Genomic DNA, 14,483 nt, shown 5'->3' with positions numbered 1-14,483 from the left:
CATGAAGCAGGCCGTCGAAGCCCTCTGCCACCACTGCATCGCCGATCCCTTCCTGGCCGAGGCGGTCAAGGCCGAGGGCGAGCGTCGGCTGTGCGCGGCCTGCGGCCGGCGACGCCTGGCCCTGCCACTGCGCGACCTGGCGTATCGCATCGACGGAGCGATCACGGACAACTACGTGGTCAACAGGACAGACGAGGGCGTCGGCTACGCGGATCTGGTGTCCGAGGTGGCAGGGGTTTGCACCCAGGTCGGTGAACGCATCCAGGCTCTGCTGTCGGACGAGCACGCCTACGACTTCGCCCGCAATGGCGAAGAGAACGTCTTCGAGGCGACCTACGACGAGGCCCCGCTGGACCGCCATCCGCAGCACAGCCGCTGGCAGGACTTCAAGGCCAGCGTTCGGGCCGAGGCGCGGTTCTTCAACCGCCAGGCCGAGCAGTGGCTTGACGACATCTTCGCCGACATCGAGACCCATGCCGATTGGCGCGGCGAGCTCGTGGTGCGGACCATGCTGCCCGAGGAGCCGGCGACAACGTTCGTGCGCGGCCGCGTGGCCTTCGACGAGGCCGAGCTGCGAGCTTTTGTCAGCCGCCCAGAGCGTGAGCTGGGCCCGCCGCCGCGCGGCATGGCCGCATCCGGCCGGATGAACGCGGCGGGGGTGTCGGTGTTTTACGGCGCGGAGGAGCTGGCAACCTGCCGGGCCGAGATCCGCCCGCCGGTGGGCTCGCACGCGGTCTTCGCGAGGTTCTCCCTGCTCCGGCCCGTCAAGTTGCTGGACTTCGATGTTTTGGCCGCCATCGCCGTCACGGGCAGCATCTTCGATCCGGACTACATCCGACGGTGTGACCGGGTGGCGTTCCTCCGCATCTTCGGGGCGGAGATCTCCCAGCCGGTGATGCCGCGAGACGAGGCCTTCGGCTACCTGCCCACTCAGATCGTGGCCGACTACATCTTCCAGCGCCTGGGGTTCGATGGCCTGCTCTACCGCTCGACCCAGGCCGGAATGGACAAGCGCAATGTAGTGCTGTTCAATCGCGCCGCGCGTGTCGCGTTTATCGACCGGTCGGATATCGACACCGAGGTGGACCTCGGTTGGTGGGACGAGGACGATCACGACGGCGACGACAGCATCACCGTCCGGGACCAGGAGCGCGCTCCCGCGAGCGGGGACGAGCGCCAAGTCGCCGCCGAGCCCGAGCCGGACCTTGCTGAAGTCAGGGCGCGCGAAGCCGACCTGGACGATCCCCGGCCGGTGACGTTGCAACTCGTTCCCGACAGTGTTGAGGTGCAGAAGATCGAGGCGACCGACTATACCCCGGCGATCCGATCGGTGCGGCGATCGCGCCGTGAGCACGACCCTCGTGACCCTCCCGACGCCCTCGACGATCTGCCGTTCTGAACGCGACGAGCCTCGTCGGCGGCCACGCCGATAAGCCTGACCCTGAGGTGTGAAGGATTTTAAGGCCTCGTTTGGCGAGGCTGACGCCACGATGCTGGAGAGGAAAGGAGCTTCCATGACCCATCCGTCCCTCTACGACCGTATCGCCGCCCTGCCCCGGCCCGAGCCGGGCGAGCTGATAACCCCGCCGGCGCCGCTGATCGGCTTCTTCGTCATCATGGGCCGCAAGGCCCGGGCCTTGAAGCAGAGTGCCCTGGCCGATCTCGCCGGCGTGTCGCTGTCCACCCTGGAACGCATCGAGCGCGGCAAGACCGTCAGCGCCGAGGCGCTGGAAAAGGTGACCGCGGCGCTGGGCATGCCGGCCGACTACTTCACCGCGCCGCGCCTGCCGCGGCCCCAGAAGGAGATGGCCGAGTGGATCGACTTCCTCAGCTACGTGCTCAACAAGCACAAGGTCTTCAAGGACCTCAAGCCGAGCCGTGATCGGCGCGCGGTTCCGAGCCCGGCATCGATGTCACGGATCGATCTGCTCTGACATCTCCAAGGCATCGGTGCCGTGGGGTGTGAGGCGCTCGGCGCGGTGATCCTCGCCCTAATGGCTGGCGGCTACCTTGCGAAGGACCGTAGCCAGCCCCACCTACCAGCGATCTCGCAAACGGCCGGGTAACGATTTCCTAACGAACAGCCTCGTCGGATTTGTATCCTGCCACGATACAGCCCCCTTGTCGCCACAGTAGAAATGTGGTCTAACATCAGCACAAACAAGCAAGAGGTGCTGATGAATATTGTTTCTATAAAAAATAAAGCCGTTCAGGCGCTGTTTGACGGCGCTGATCCGGCCAAGGTCAAAGGTCTTGCCCCGGCGGTGGCTAAAAAAATCCACCAACAAATGTCATTCCTTGAAGCGGCTGACACGATCAAGAAAGTGGCTGACTCGTTTGCTAACTGGAAGGTCCACGAACTTACCCCGAGATATCCGGGAAAGTGGTCTCTAACGGTAACAGGAAACTGGCGACTGACTTTTTATCTCGACAAGGCGACCGGCGAAATCACTGACATGGATTATGAGGATTACCATTAGGGGGCCGCTTGGCCCCCTTTTTCATGCGCAGTTTTTGATTGAGTTTTCGATCACGCATTTCGAATGCACATTATCAACGACGAACTGAGACATGTTCCAACGCATACTCTGAACCATACACCGACATTTTTGTTGCCTTTTGCGTGTATCACATTAGGATACACGCAACGGAAGAGGTGAAATCAATGATGAAAATGGCGTTCCCGGCGCACCCCGGTGAACTCGTTCGCGACGAAATCCTGCCCGCGTTTGGATTGAACATCGTGCAAGCCGCTGAGGCTTTGAAGGTCGCTAGACCCAACTTGAACAATGTCCTGAACGGCCATCGCGCACTGACGCACGAAATGGCTCTCAAGATTGAGGCCGCGTTTGGCGTTGACGCTGAGACGCTGACCAACATGCAGAACAACTTTGATCTGGCGAAAGCACGATCACACCGTGAAGAGATCGTCGCTGGTATTGAGAAGCGCGAACTCATCGCGGCATGATCGCCATCGTTCTCGCGTCGCTAGCCCTGCAACAAAGCGCGGCCACCGATGATTTTCGAAACCGTCAGCGCGTAGCAAGTGAAGCGCTGACGGCTCACACTCAGGTTGAGCCTGCTGATTGGTCGTGTGCCGATCCCCTGATTGCTCGCAACTACAACCAGCGGATCGACGCACGTCAGCTTGCACTCCGCATCGCAGACGAATGCACACGGCCATATCGCGCCCGGTCAACCAACAATGACGCAAATCGCATCCTGGAGGGTATGGAGCGCACGACCTACGGATACGGCGTCGAGGTTTTCCAAGCCAACATTGAAGGTCGCATTCAACAGGCTCGCCGTCGCGACGCTATCAAACTGAACTGATCTCAGACGACCAGCGGCAAAATGGGTTAACGCCGCAAGCTTCACCGTATGAACAAGAAGCTCTATCATATCCTGCTGGCGGTCGCGTCCTTCGCCGCAGCACTGGTCCTGAAGATCATTTTCACACCCACGATTCTCGATTCTATGATCGCGGAGGCAGTCGGTGGCGGATACCCGCGGTCATAGGCCTAGCTCTCGCTTGGAGACGGCGTTCAAGCTCACCCAATCGAAGCCGAACAGCGACGCCGGCAGGCACTAATCCGTGAGGGCGGATGCAGCCGGCACCGAGCGCTCAAACGGCGCGAGAGAACGGCACCCTGCTCCTGGCTCTGGACCGCATGGACGAAACCCGCCTAGGTTGCCGCCCATGACTGCGAAGCTTGAGGACGAGCTGTCCCGGATTACATATGACGATCTGCACGCCGCCCTGACGGGCTCGCCGGAGACTCTCGGCGTGCACCTCGAGCTGATCGAACGCGACATCGAGGTCGACGGTCACTCGGTTCGGATCCACTGCCACTGCCTGACTGTCGACGCCAACGGCCGTGTGCAGCCTAAACGGCTGGCGGCGTTCATGCGCAACGTCGTGGCTGACTACGCCATCCCGCGGTCCAAACTCGTGGCCGCCAAGAAGCGTGACGCTGAGTTCAACAGCACGGAAGCCGTGGCCGGACTCCTTGAACAGGCCAGACGCTCCTTCACCGATCTGACGAAGACGGGCGAGGGCGGCGAGATGCTGCTGTTCCTGCTCGCGGAGCGCTATCTCGGCATTCCCCAGATCCTCTGCAAGATGGATCTGAAGACGGATACCCGGATGCATTATCACGGCGCCGACGGCGTCTACGCGGGTGTCACCGACGACGGCATACTCAAGCTGTATTGGGGCGAGTCCAAGATCTACAAGTCTGCCTCGGACGCGATCCGGGATTGCCTAGCGTCTCTCGCGCCATATCTCGTGCAGCCGGAGCACGATGGCGCCGATCGGGAGCGCGACCTCATCCTCCTGAGCGACAAAGCCGACCTGAGCAATCCCGCTCTGACCAAGGCGCTTCGACAATATTTCGACCTTAGCTCTCCCCTGTCCCGGCGGGTGCGCTACTGCGGCGTCGCCTTGGTCGGATTCACCTCGGACTTCTACCCCGGCGATGACGCAAAGGCGGTCGCCGACGAGATCGCGGCGGCGGCGAAGGCGGCGCTTACCGAATGGAAAAAGCAGATCGGCGCGCGGCTGACGGCGGAGAAGCTGCAAGCTTTCGAGATCGAGATCTTCTGCCTGCCGCTCCCCTCCGCTGACGAGTTCCGCTCAGACTTCCTCGAAGCGATGGGTCTGAACCGGTGACGCTTCCGGAGCTGCAGGTTTGGCTGCTCAAGGAGGGCGTTCGGGAACAACTCGATGTCCTCACGCGAACAATCGTTCGAACGGAAATCGACAATCTGGCCGAGGAGGCGACGAAGGAACCGGACTTGGACTGGTCGCATCTCCTGCTGGCGGGAAGCATCCTGGCCCGGTCCGACACCCGGGTTTATCAAGAGGCGGCCCTGCGGATCGCCACTGCCGCCGTCTCACTGTCTTCAGACGAGGTCGTGCGAGACGCGGGCGCAGTCCTCATGGACAAGCTTGTAAACTTCCGGGCCGTCGACCTCGCTCAAGCCCGTGGCCGCATCGACGACGACCTCGAGTCACGCCTGGGCTCCGGCCTGCGCCTTGAGGCTCAGCGCCGGCGGCTGGATCACGCCGTCCTGGTCGAGTCGACCGGCCACTGGCTTCAGGTCAATGACTTCCAGCAGCGGTTCTGGGAAGACGCCAGCACGCATCAATGGCTGTCCGCCTCAGCGCCTACGGCGTCGGGCAAGACCTTTCTCGTCCTGCAGTGGTTGCTGGACCAGCTCCGCGCGACGGAGGCCCGTGTCGCCGTCTACCTGGCGCCGACGCGGGCGCTCGTGTCGGAGATCGAGACCGCGCTAAACGCCGCTGTGGGTGCCAAGGCGGACATCGAAGTGTCCTCCTTGCCCCTGCGCGAGAAGTTCGATGCGGCCACCGCCGGCGGCAAGAAGTTGATCCTGGTCTTTACGCAGGAGCGATTGCATCTGCTGATCAACGCCCTCGGCGAGGCGGCGGGCATGGACCTGCTCATCGTCGATGAAGCTCATAAGATCGGCGACGACCATCGCGGCATAATCCTGCAGGACGCCATCGAGCGCGTCTCCCGCGCCAATCCGTCGCTCAAGGTCGCCTTCATCAGCCCGGCGACACAGAACCCGGGCGAACTCCTCGCCGACGCACCCGCCTCCGCAGACGTCGCCAGCGTGGACAGCGACGCCCCGACCGTCTTGCAGAACCTAATCGTCGCCGAGCAGGTCCCGCGCAAACCCAAGCAATGGCATCTGGCGCTCAAACTGCCCGGGCGCGTACTACCCATCGGGACCCTGAAACTGACAAGTTCGCCTGCCGGCCTTCGCAAGCGGCTGGCGTTCATCGCGGCGGCGGCGGGCGGCGAACGAAGCGGCACGCTGGTGTACGCCAATGGCGCGGCCGAGGCGGAAGAGGTGGCGGACTTCATTTCTCAGCTGGTCGCCGATCCCGAGACCGTAGACCCCGAACTCGCGGAGCTGTCCGATCTCGTCCGCAAGGGCGTTCATCCCAGATACGGTCTGGCGCCCCTCGTGGAGCGGGGCGTCGCCTTCCACTACGGCAATATGCCGTCGCTCATCAGAACCGAGGTGGAACGGCTCTTCCGCTCGGGCAAAATCCGCTTCCTCGTCTGCACCTCCACGCTCATCGAAGGGGTCAACCTGTCGTGCCGGACGATCGTGGTACGCGGCCCCCGCAAGGGCCGGGGCAATCCTATGGAACCGCATGACTTCTGGAACCTCGCAGGTCGCGCGGGCCGATGGGGCGACGAGTTCCAGGGCAACATCATCTGCATCAATCCCAAGGATCTCAAGGCTTGGCCGACGGGCGTTCCGGACCGCGCTCGCTACCCGATCAAGCGCGAGAGCGACGCCGTCCTCGACACCGGAGACGCGTTCGCGGATTATCCCGAACGGCGCGCGGATGCCGTCCTGGCCGAGCTGGATGACGCTGAGCGGTTCGAGCAGGTGGGCGGCTACCTCCTCAACACCTATATGCGCCTTGGCTCCTTATCGGACGCGGCTCTGGCGCGTCGCCACGATCCGGCAACCATCGCCCGTCTGGAGGCCAGCCTTGAGACCCTCGCGGCCTCGGTCGAAATCGACCACGCGGTGGCCGCCCGGCATTCGGGTGTCAGCGCTCTAAGTTTGCAGACCCTCCTCAACGCCTTCCGCGACTACCCGAACGACGTCGAGAACCTGCTACCCGCACCGGTCGACAGTGAGGACAGCTACGACCGCTTCGTCACCATCATGGGCCGGATAAACGACCATCTGTTCCCCGCCTTCATGCCGCGTGGCCTGGAGCCCTATCACGCCCTCATTGTCGTCCGCTGGCTCAAGGGCCATTCCCTGGCCTCGATGATCAAGGCGAACATCAAATACCACCAAGACCACAGGCGACCGTTCAAACTCCCTGTCCTGATCCGCGACACCATGGACAAGGTCGAGCAGACCGCCCGCTTTCGGGCTCCCAAATACCTGTCCGCCTACATGGACATCCTTCATGTGCACCTTCGCGCCATCGGTCGCGAAGACTTGGTCGACACGGACTTGGATATCGGAACCCAGCTGGAGTTCGGCGTATCTAGCTTGACGTTGCTGTCGCTCATGGAGCTGGGCCTGTCCCGCATGAGCGCGGTCGCCCTCTATGAGAAGATCGCCCGCGACGACCTGACGAAAGAAGCCTGCGTCGAGTGGGTGGAGGACCGCGTCGACCGGCTCGACACCCTGGATATTCCCGCGATCATTCTGCGCGAAGTGAGCGCCAAACTTCTGGGAGGGCAATCGGGATCGGACGTCCTCCCCTTCGCCTAATCATCAAGCCAGGGAGACAGACCATGCCGGCCAAACCCATGACCCTAGGGCCGCTTCAGTTCGCGAAAAAGGGCGACGCGCATGCCCATTTGAAAGACATGCTCAACCGCTATGACATCGGAGACAAGGTTGGCGCGACCGACGAGGCCGTTCTCCTGGCCGCCCTGCAGAAACATCCAGAGGCGGCCGCGAAGATCGGCCCCGGCATCACAAATTTTAGCGTCCGAAGCGCTGATTTCCGGACCAAATGTTTTTGGGTCAACCGGGTCGACGGAACCACCGAGAAGTTCTCCTACCAGACCTGCATCTACGGGCAGCCTCAATCCGGTTCCGTCTGACGGGCTACCTACTGGCCTCCATCGTTCTTATCCCAAGGCGCCGCGAGGTTTACTACTACAGTGTGTAGCAGTAGCAGCCGAGCGAGGCGGCTACTTGCGCGGGTCTGGAATCGGATGCCGCCAACTACCGCTACGAGTAAGAAGCGGCCCCGATCGTCTTTTGCCGAACATTTTCGTCAGCGCTCCAGAACCCGCCCCTTCACCGCCACCGCCACCGCCATCCCCTGCCCCACAGGCGCCAACACCACCGCTTCCCCAACCGCCAACGCCTGCCCGCCCAGCTTCAGCCTCCCGTAGTGCTCCACCCCCTGAGCATCGCGCACCACGACCCAGGGTGCCGCCCCCGCCTCATCGTGAAACCCCGTCTTCGCAACCACGCCCGCCACCTTCTCGCGCCCCAACAGCCGCACCTCCCGCGCCCCCTCCAGTCGACGTTGGTTCGTCGTCCTGATGATGTCCCGCCGCACCTGAAGCGTTCGCAGCTTCATCTCCATCTCCGGGTCAAGTCGGTACCGTCGCCCTGACCGCACGGCGAGCCCCAGCCCCTCCAGATGCCGGAGCCGTCCCCGGCTCAGCGCCACCCAGGCGCCAGTTCTTCCCACCCCGTCATCGACCATCATGTCCGCATCCGCCGCAGCGTGCAGCCGACGATCCAACCCGGTGAACCGATCAGCCTGGGTCTCTTTCCAGACCCGCCGCTCGGCCTCGACGCGCGATAGATCCCCCAGCCTCTCCTGCGCCACCTCCTGGGCCCGCGCGCGAAAGCCGTAGCCCATGTAGTCGCGGGGAATGACCAGGTCCCGTCCATCCCCACGCCGTCCCCTCACCAGGACATGGGCGTGCGGCTGGTCGGTGTCGTAGTGGCAGGTCGCCATCCAGCGCAGTTCCGGCTCGCCCAAGTCAGCCGACACCCGGGCCATCACCTCGCGCACATAGCCCCTCAGATCGGCGATCCGATCGCCATGCTGGGGCGAGATGATGAAACGGAAGTGGTGCCGATCGCCGCTCCAGCCCCGCGTTTCGAGCGCCGCCTCCACCCCGTCGTCCGTCCGGTCGAAGAAGTCCGGACGCGTCCCCTCGACGCCCGCGCCCGACCGACCGAGATAGGCGACATGCGCCGCCAGCGAACCCGCCCGCGCAGCAGCCTTTCCGACATGCCGCGACACCAGGGCCTTCACGATGACCCGCTGGCGGACATCCATGCGGAAGGCTCGGCCTGACCGCCCCTGCGCCGCCCTGAGCACGCCTGAACGATCCCCCAGGGCGAACTGTCGCGACGCCGCCAGCCTCTGGAACATGCCCGTACGCACCGGGACACGATCGGTCTTCAGGGACAGGGGAAGGCGGACCTGGACGCCGTCGCGGTCAGGCGCCGCGCCCAAAGTCAGCCGGTTCTCGATCGCCTCGCGGATGAGCATGTCGCGCCTCCGAAAAGGCCGCCGATCCGCTCGAACCCGACAACTCACCGCAAGTCATCCAGAGCCCGACCTTCGTTGGCTAACCTACCGAAAGAATAGCGAAAAGACGAGTCGCCCACACCGCCTTTTATCTTGCCCTAAGCCCCATTTCCCAGATTTCCGGACATTGCATTCAACACCGACCACATCCGATCAAACCCCGTCAAACTCGCCGCCACATTTCGCTACGAGGCCGCCGCCGCCCGCCACAGCCCTCCGGACGGCATGACGAAACCCGCCCGGCCGAAGCCGAGCGGGTCAGGTCGAACGCCATGACGTCGATGTCTCTCAGTGTGGTCGCGATCGTACCGCCAGATGCCGAACGCCCTGTTCCATCGCCTTCTGCCCGAGGTTGAGCGCCGGCCCGAACGGACGCCCGTCCGCCGCCCTCGCCTCGTCCAGGGAGCGGGCCAGAGTGAGGCAGCAGGTCGGCTCGAGCGCGATCAGGTCGTCGTTCGCCCTGAAGGGAGCCGCCTTGCCGTGGGCGTCGAAGTCCGCCCGGGCGAGGATCAGCTTCACCCCCTTCTGCTTCGACCACTGGATCGCCAGCTTCTCGGCGCCCTTCGCCCCCGTGGTCGCGAGCGCCATGTCCGGCCACTCCGCCAGGGCCCAGTTCAGGGCGTCGAAGATCCTCGCCGCATCGTCGCGGCTGTCAGCCGTCGGCGCGCCCCTGAAGGCCACCACCGGTCCGCCCGGATGGGTCTCTTCCGCTCGCCGGTTGCGGATCGCCCGGATCGCCTGTTTCGCCTCCAGCTGGGCGGCGGTCAGATGCGTGCCGCGCCGGCTTCCGCGCCAGGCGGTCCAGACCTCGCCGGTGGCGACCGTCCAGGTCTCGGCCGCGGCGTCCCGGATCATTTCGGCCGCCCTGGTCGCCGCGTCGCCGGCCCGGCCCCTGGCCGTCGCTTCCTGAAGTTCGACGTCGGCCGCCTCCGATCCGTCGAAGTCGCGATCCAGCCGGCGCATCGCATCGCGCGCCCGGTCCGCATCGCGCTCGATCCGTCCGGCCGCCGAATGGAAGGCGCCGATCAGGGCTTCTCCAAGGAGGGTCTGGAAGTCCTCCAGCGCCGTGTCGGAGATCAGGTCCAGAAGTTCAGTCATGAGGGCGCGCCCGAGCTGAACCAGGGCCTCCTCGGTCGGATGCGGGCGCATATCGCCGAGCGTGGCGGTCAGGTCGTCGAAGGCGGAGTCGGACTTCTGGGCGAAGGGCGAGGTGAAGGCGGGGTTCGAGCTGTGCATCGGATCATTTCCTGTTCTGAAATGTCGCAGCGCCCCATGCGCAACGACCCCGCTCCTGGCCACGTCGGGGCCCCCGGCGGTCACCGGAGCGGACCGCCTCTCGCGGGCCGTGGAGGGAAACGGCGAAGCCGTTGACGGCCGGGGTGACGTGACAGGATCGGAGGGCGTTGTGTGGGGGCATGTCCTCGTCCCTCTTGGGACGAGGACGCCTTTCGGCGCCGTCGCGCCGATGGGGACGATGGACAACGCACGCCCCCGACCGCGACGACGGCCGGCCGTCGTCGCCTGCACTCGCGTTCGGGATACCCATCAGTCGATGGCAACCGACCTCAGCAGACTGTCGACCGAACAGGATCGACGCTGATAGCCGACGGCGGCGTGCGCGGCGCAGAAGGCGCCGCGCGCGACCGTCCGGCCGCACAGGCCGAACCCGGCTTCGCCCGGATGGCCGTAGGGCCATCGACACTCCCCCCGTCCGACAGTGAGGACGGTGGCGGTGGCGGTCGCGGGCATGTCAGGCCGCGCATCAATGCGAGGCGAACGCAAGGACGTCTTCGGTCGATGGGCGCCCGCTCGCGACCGGACGATGGACAAGGCCGCGACCTGAGGCCCGCGCCCCAGGCCCAGTCGGTGGAGCTTGCCGAGAACGGCGCAGCGGGAGACCTCGCGCCCCAGGTCGCGGGCGATCTGGGCGGCGCTCCACCCCTGGCGCCAGAGGTCGGTCAGGCGAGCAATCCTGTCTTCGGTCCAGATGGAGGCGGTCATGACGAAACCCGTGGTCAGCGAGCCCGATCGGCTCGCCCCAGACCGCCCTTCCTCCGTCCTCCCTTCCTTCGTCCTCCCTGGCCGACACGACAATGGCCCGGCGCAGAGGCGCCGGGCCAGGACGTCAGCCTGAAAGGGCCGGATCTGGATCAGAACGGGATGTCGTCGTTCAGATCGTGAGCGGCCCCGGCCTTCTGAATGCCGCCGTCGGCGGACTGGTCTCCGTCGGTGGCGCTTTCGCGACGGTTCTTCAACCGGATGTCGTCCACGACCAGGCGGAGGTCGTAGTGTTCGACGCCGTCCTTGCCGGTCCAGCTGTCATTTTCGACATGGCCCTGGATCACCACCCGGCTGCCTTTCCGGGCGAAGGGCGCAATATAGTTCTCGGTCGTCGCCTCGTTGAAGCAGATGCAGTTGAAGCCGGTCGTGCGCTCGCCCGGCGTGCCGTCCGAACGACGAAACCGCGTCGTCTCCAGCACGCGAAAGCTCGCGCGCTTCCTGCCGGAATCCTTCGCCGCGAGGATGGAAGGAGCGGCGGTGAGATAGCCTTCAAGCGTCAGGGTCTGCATGGTCAGTCTCCTTGAAATGAATGATGAGGGATCAGGCGGCCGCCTGTTCGGGAACGGCGGCCTGGCGATCCTCGGCCCAGTCGAGGACCGTCAGCCGGTTCACCACCAGTTCCTTGGCGGCGCGTTCCGTGCCGTCGCGGGCCGTATAGGCGGTGTCGATGAAGGCGCCGACGACGAGGGCTTCGCAGCCCTGGGCGAGCCCCCGGGCGATGACCTTCTCGTTCAGCCCCTTCGACCAGCTGACGCAGTTGACGCCGACGATACGGTCCTTGCCCGCAAGGTCCACGCCGCGCTTCTCGAGCAGCCGGAACACCGCCTTGGCGAAGTCCGGACTGATCTGGGGGTCGGCCGCCAGCCGGCCGTTGAACACCATGGTCTGCATCTTCAGTCTCCTGTTGATCCGAAGCGTCCAGGGAGCCGTTCTCCCTGTTCCGCCTCGCCCCTGATCCTCCCTTCCTTCGCCCTCCCCCGGACCGATCCCGCCGCGCGCCGCGCGACGGAACCGGCCCTCGACCGTCAGACGGCCTGGTTCCGCAGGACGGCTTCGCCGGCCGGCGTCACCACGAAGACTCCAACTCCATCGAGGCCGCCGTGATCCGGATCGTCATCGCGCCCGGGTTCGTTCCCCGTCTCGCCCCCGGTATCGTCCCCGATCTCGACGTCGGCCCCGTCGCAGGCCTCGTCGCAGGCCGTCGCCTCGCCCCCTTCCGACCCAGGCTCGGCCTTCGGCCCGTCCGCCTCACCCGACGGTTCGGCGCCCTCGGTCGCGGCGTCGTCTTCCGGCGGCGCCGTCCAGGACAGGCAGGCCGGAGCCCAGTTCCGTTCGGCCGCCTGATCGGCCGTCCAGGCGACCAGTTCGGTCTTCTTCAGCCGCCCGACCTCCTCCGACGACGCGCCCATGGCCGCGAGCATGCCCAGCAACTGGTCTTTGGAGTGCGACTGAAGGAAGGGCGCGTCCGGCGTCCACACGCGCGTGACATCCGCCTCGCACAGGGCGGCCAGTTCGGCGGCCTCGGCCCGGGCCGATCCCCGGACCAGGGTCGTCCTCTCTTCACGCAGATCCAGACTGAGGGCCGTCAGTTCGGCGAGCAGGCCGAGCCGGTCATCGGCCGCCAGGCCGTGCACCCATGCGACCAGGGTCTGGCCGGACGCCTCCCAGGCGCGACGTCGATCGTCCAGACGCTCGCGCACCGCCCCATCCAGGGCCTCGATCACCCGGCCGCCGGTCGGGCTGAAGACAGAGGCGGTCACGGTCAGGGCGGATTCAGAACGGCCTATCGAGGGGCGGACCGCCAGGACGCTAAAGAGACGCGCCGTCAGGGCGGTCAGGGCGACATCGGGCGCGTCGGCCAGGGCGCGGATCAGCCCCCGCGTCGCGACGTCGGTGCGCACCGCATGGAGAGCGTGGGTCACCCCTTCGGTCTCCGGCTCCGGCGCTTCGGCGCGTGGCGGCGCATAGGCGGGCTGCGACCGCCTCCAGATCTCCGGCGCCGCCTCATCGTCGGCCTCGAAGCCGGCGTCGTCGTCGGGCTCCGCCTCGGCTGGTCCGTAGCATTCGACCTCCACCCCGATCCGAAGCGACGGCCGCAGCACCACGACGGTCGCGACACGCTCGCCCGATCCCGCCTGGTCCTGGGCGATGCGTGCGCGGATCAGGGGCTCCAGCCTAGCGACGACATCGTCCCCGACCCCTTCCGTCTCCAGGACGTCGGCGGCCGCCTGGGCGCGCTCACGGGCCTCGCGGTAGAGGGTCGCCGAAGCCTCCGAAAGCGCGCCGCCGTAGGCGTAGCCAAGTCGCTCCAGATCTTCGGCCAGGTCCGGGGACGGACCCGCGCTGAGATGGACCGTCAGGCCTTCGCTCTCCAGAAGGGCTGCGACCTCTCCCGTCCGTTTCATCCAGGCCTGCGTCAGCCGGTCGGGATCGAGCAGGACCGGCGGCCGCTCCCCGAACAGGTCGGTCTCGGTCCGGCCGCCCGCAGCCGCATAGAGGGCGGGCGTCACCAGGCCGCAACGTGGGTCGCGCGTCGTGGTCCGCCCGGCGTCGAGACGCTCCGTGATGCGCCATTCGGGCAGGCCATGGCCGTCGAGCGCGCCCTGGGCCAGTTCGGCCTGTTCGTCCGCGTCCTTGAGCCGGGCCAGGAGTCTGGCCTGGCGTAGGGTGAGCCGACCGGTCTTCAGCGCCTCGAGCGCGACGGCCGGAAGGGCCGAGAGCGCCGCCAGCCGCCGGATTTCCACTTCGCCGTATCCAAGCGCCCGGGCGATCGCGACGACCGTGAGCCGGGACTTGAGCATCCGGCCGATGGCGACCACGACGTCGGCGACATGGACCGGCACGGCCGTATTGGTCAGGACGGTCGCCGCCGCCTGGCGCGCCCGGTCGGTCTCGACGAAGACCTCGACCGGATGATCGTCGCCCAAGACGCCGGCGTCGCGCAGCAGACGCAGAGCCAGCAGCCGGCGGCGGCCGTCCAGCACCATGAAGGCCGCCTCGCGACGGCGTCCGGGTCGGACGGTCGGAAACTGCAGCAGGCCGGCGGCGGCGATGGTGTCGGCGAGTTGCGGAATCTCGTCGTCGGCGGCCTCGCCATAGCGAAGGTTCTCGGGCGCGATGTCGAGATCGGCGAGATGGACGGTGCGCTGGCTGCGCGTCAGAACCGAGGTCGTCGGTGGCGTGGACTGCGCCTGGGCGACGTCGGATCGAGCCTCGAGGCGGTGGATACGGGTCCGGGCGTGACGGGACATGGATCTTCTCCCGCCGGCCGGCGGAGCCTATCCCCGCCGTACCGGCGCCCCGCCTCGCCCTTCCTCCCCGCCTTTCCGGGGCGCCGCCCCGGCGT

The 14,483-nt window shown here is 65.9% G+C and carries 14 protein-coding genes; 8 read left to right on the top strand and 6 right to left on the bottom strand.

All coding sequences use genetic code 11. The annotated features are described in order from the left end of the window. Position 1: 1 nt before the first annotated feature. The 8 genes from HX774_RS12590 (at position 2) to HX774_RS12555 (ending at position 7,619) form a co-directional block, all read left to right on the top strand. Entirely contained in the window at positions 2-1,399 is a 1,398-nt protein-coding gene (locus tag HX774_RS12590; protein ID WP_178827219.1) for an RES family NAD+ phosphorylase, read from the top strand. 115 nt (positions 1,400-1,514) lie between these two features. Beyond that, positions 1,515-1,934 carry a helix-turn-helix domain-containing protein gene (locus tag HX774_RS12585; protein ID WP_218650410.1) on the top strand — a complete coding sequence of 140 codons (420 nt, stop codon included), beginning with the start codon at positions 1,515-1,517 and terminating at the stop codon, positions 1,932-1,934. Between the two features lie 243 nt (positions 1,935-2,177). Continuing rightward, on the top strand, positions 2,178-2,480 hold the full coding sequence (locus HX774_RS12580; RefSeq protein WP_178827218.1) for a type II toxin-antitoxin system RelE/ParE family toxin: 303 nt from the start codon (positions 2,178-2,180) through the stop codon (positions 2,478-2,480). A 185-nt stretch (positions 2,481-2,665) separates the two neighbouring features. Beyond that, complete coding sequence (locus HX774_RS12575; RefSeq protein WP_255500441.1) at positions 2,666-2,968, top strand: HigA family addiction module antitoxin; 303 nt, start codon at positions 2,666-2,668, stop codon at positions 2,966-2,968. Continuing rightward, on the top strand, positions 2,965-3,333 hold the full coding sequence (locus tag HX774_RS12570) for a hypothetical protein (RefSeq protein WP_178827217.1): 369 nt from the start codon (positions 2,965-2,967) through the stop codon (positions 3,331-3,333). The genes HX774_RS12575 and HX774_RS12570 overlap by 4 nt, the downstream gene beginning before the upstream one ends. A gap of 367 nt (positions 3,334-3,700) precedes the next feature. After that, the gene (locus HX774_RS12565) at positions 3,701-4,672 is read left to right on the top strand and encodes a DUF1837 domain-containing protein (protein WP_178827216.1); all 972 of its coding nucleotides are present in this window, start codon (positions 3,701-3,703) and stop codon (positions 4,670-4,672) included. After that, positions 4,669-7,281: a DEAD/DEAH box helicase gene (locus HX774_RS12560; RefSeq protein ID WP_178827215.1), complete on the top strand. Its 2,613-nt coding sequence runs from the start codon at positions 4,669-4,671 to the stop codon at positions 7,279-7,281. Before HX774_RS12565 ends, HX774_RS12560 begins: the two co-directional genes overlap by 4 nt. Positions 7,282-7,304: 23 nt before the next feature. Beyond that, a complete protein-coding gene (locus HX774_RS12555) occupies positions 7,305-7,619 on the top strand; it encodes a DCL family protein (RefSeq protein ID WP_178827214.1) in 315 nt (104 codons plus the stop codon). A 176-nt stretch (positions 7,620-7,795) separates the two neighbouring features. On the opposite strand, the gene HX774_RS12550 is transcribed toward HX774_RS12555, so the two are convergent. The 6 genes from HX774_RS12550 to HX774_RS12525 form a co-directional block, all read right to left on the bottom strand. Beyond that, a complete protein-coding gene (locus tag HX774_RS12550; protein WP_178827213.1) occupies positions 7,796-9,037 on the bottom strand; it encodes a DUF3363 domain-containing protein in 1,242 nt (413 codons plus the stop codon). Positions 9,038-9,364: 327 nt separating this feature from the next. Continuing rightward, positions 9,365-10,312 carry a DUF2493 domain-containing protein gene (locus HX774_RS12545; RefSeq protein ID WP_178827212.1) on the bottom strand — a complete coding sequence of 316 codons (948 nt, stop codon included), beginning with the start codon at positions 10,310-10,312 and terminating at the stop codon, positions 9,365-9,367. A gap of 309 nt (positions 10,313-10,621) precedes the next feature. Further along, positions 10,622-11,077: a GcrA family cell cycle regulator gene (locus tag HX774_RS12540; RefSeq protein WP_178827211.1), complete on the bottom strand. Its 456-nt coding sequence runs from the start codon at positions 11,075-11,077 to the stop codon at positions 10,622-10,624. Positions 11,078-11,226: 149 nt separating this feature from the next. Then, positions 11,227-11,646: a single-stranded DNA-binding protein gene (locus HX774_RS12535; RefSeq protein WP_003164935.1), complete on the bottom strand. Its 420-nt coding sequence runs from the start codon at positions 11,644-11,646 to the stop codon at positions 11,227-11,229. Positions 11,647-11,677: 31 nt separating this feature from the next. Continuing rightward, positions 11,678-12,028 carry a hypothetical protein gene (locus HX774_RS12530; RefSeq protein ID WP_178827210.1) on the bottom strand — a complete coding sequence of 117 codons (351 nt, stop codon included), beginning with the start codon at positions 12,026-12,028 and terminating at the stop codon, positions 11,678-11,680. A gap of 134 nt (positions 12,029-12,162) precedes the next feature. Next, complete coding sequence (locus HX774_RS12525; protein ID WP_178827209.1) at positions 12,163-14,388, bottom strand: ParB N-terminal domain-containing protein; 2,226 nt, start codon at positions 14,386-14,388, stop codon at positions 12,163-12,165. Between the last annotated feature and the right edge of the window lie 95 nt (positions 14,389-14,483).

It is taken from the genome of Brevundimonas sp. P7753 (assembly GCF_013386595.1).
Taxonomy (GTDB): Bacteria; Pseudomonadota; Alphaproteobacteria; order Caulobacterales; family Caulobacteraceae; genus Brevundimonas; species Brevundimonas bullata.
This window is presented reverse-complemented; position numbering and strand designations above follow the sequence as displayed.

What these genes read in the sequence shown, in the direction of transcription:
- HX774_RS12545 (WP_178827212.1), bottom strand. Translation starts at nt 10,312, where the DNA reads ATGCACAGCTCGAACCCCGCCTTCACCTCGCCCTTCGCCCAGAAGTCC.
- HX774_RS12580 (WP_178827218.1), top strand. Translation starts at nt 2,178, where the DNA reads ATGAATATTGTTTCTATAAAAAATAAAGCCGTTCAGGCGCTGTTTGAC.
- HX774_RS12570 (WP_178827217.1), top strand. Translation starts at nt 2,965, where the DNA reads ATGATCGCCATCGTTCTCGCGTCGCTAGCCCTGCAACAAAGCGCGGCC.
- HX774_RS12575 (WP_255500441.1), top strand. Translation starts at nt 2,666, where the DNA reads ATGATGAAAATGGCGTTCCCGGCGCACCCCGGTGAACTCGTTCGCGAC.
- HX774_RS12550 (WP_178827213.1), bottom strand. Translation starts at nt 9,037, where the DNA reads ATGCTCATCCGCGAGGCGATCGAGAACCGGCTGACTTTGGGCGCGGCG.
- HX774_RS12565 (WP_178827216.1), top strand. Translation starts at nt 3,701, where the DNA reads ATGACTGCGAAGCTTGAGGACGAGCTGTCCCGGATTACATATGACGAT.
- HX774_RS12530 (WP_178827210.1), bottom strand. Translation starts at nt 12,028, where the DNA reads ATGCAGACCATGGTGTTCAACGGCCGGCTGGCGGCCGACCCCCAGATC.
- HX774_RS12535 (WP_003164935.1), bottom strand. Translation starts at nt 11,646, where the DNA reads ATGCAGACCCTGACGCTTGAAGGCTATCTCACCGCCGCTCCTTCCATC.
- HX774_RS12555 (WP_178827214.1), top strand. Translation starts at nt 7,305, where the DNA reads ATGCCGGCCAAACCCATGACCCTAGGGCCGCTTCAGTTCGCGAAAAAG.
- HX774_RS12525 (WP_178827209.1), bottom strand. Translation starts at nt 14,388, where the DNA reads ATGTCCCGTCACGCCCGGACCCGTATCCACCGCCTCGAGGCTCGATCC.
- HX774_RS12540 (WP_178827211.1), bottom strand. Translation starts at nt 11,077, where the DNA reads ATGACCGCCTCCATCTGGACCGAAGACAGGATTGCTCGCCTGACCGAC.
- HX774_RS12590 (WP_178827219.1), top strand. Translation starts at nt 2, where the DNA reads ATGAAGCAGGCCGTCGAAGCCCTCTGCCACCACTGCATCGCCGATCCC.
- HX774_RS12585 (WP_218650410.1), top strand. Translation starts at nt 1,515, where the DNA reads ATGACCCATCCGTCCCTCTACGACCGTATCGCCGCCCTGCCCCGGCCC.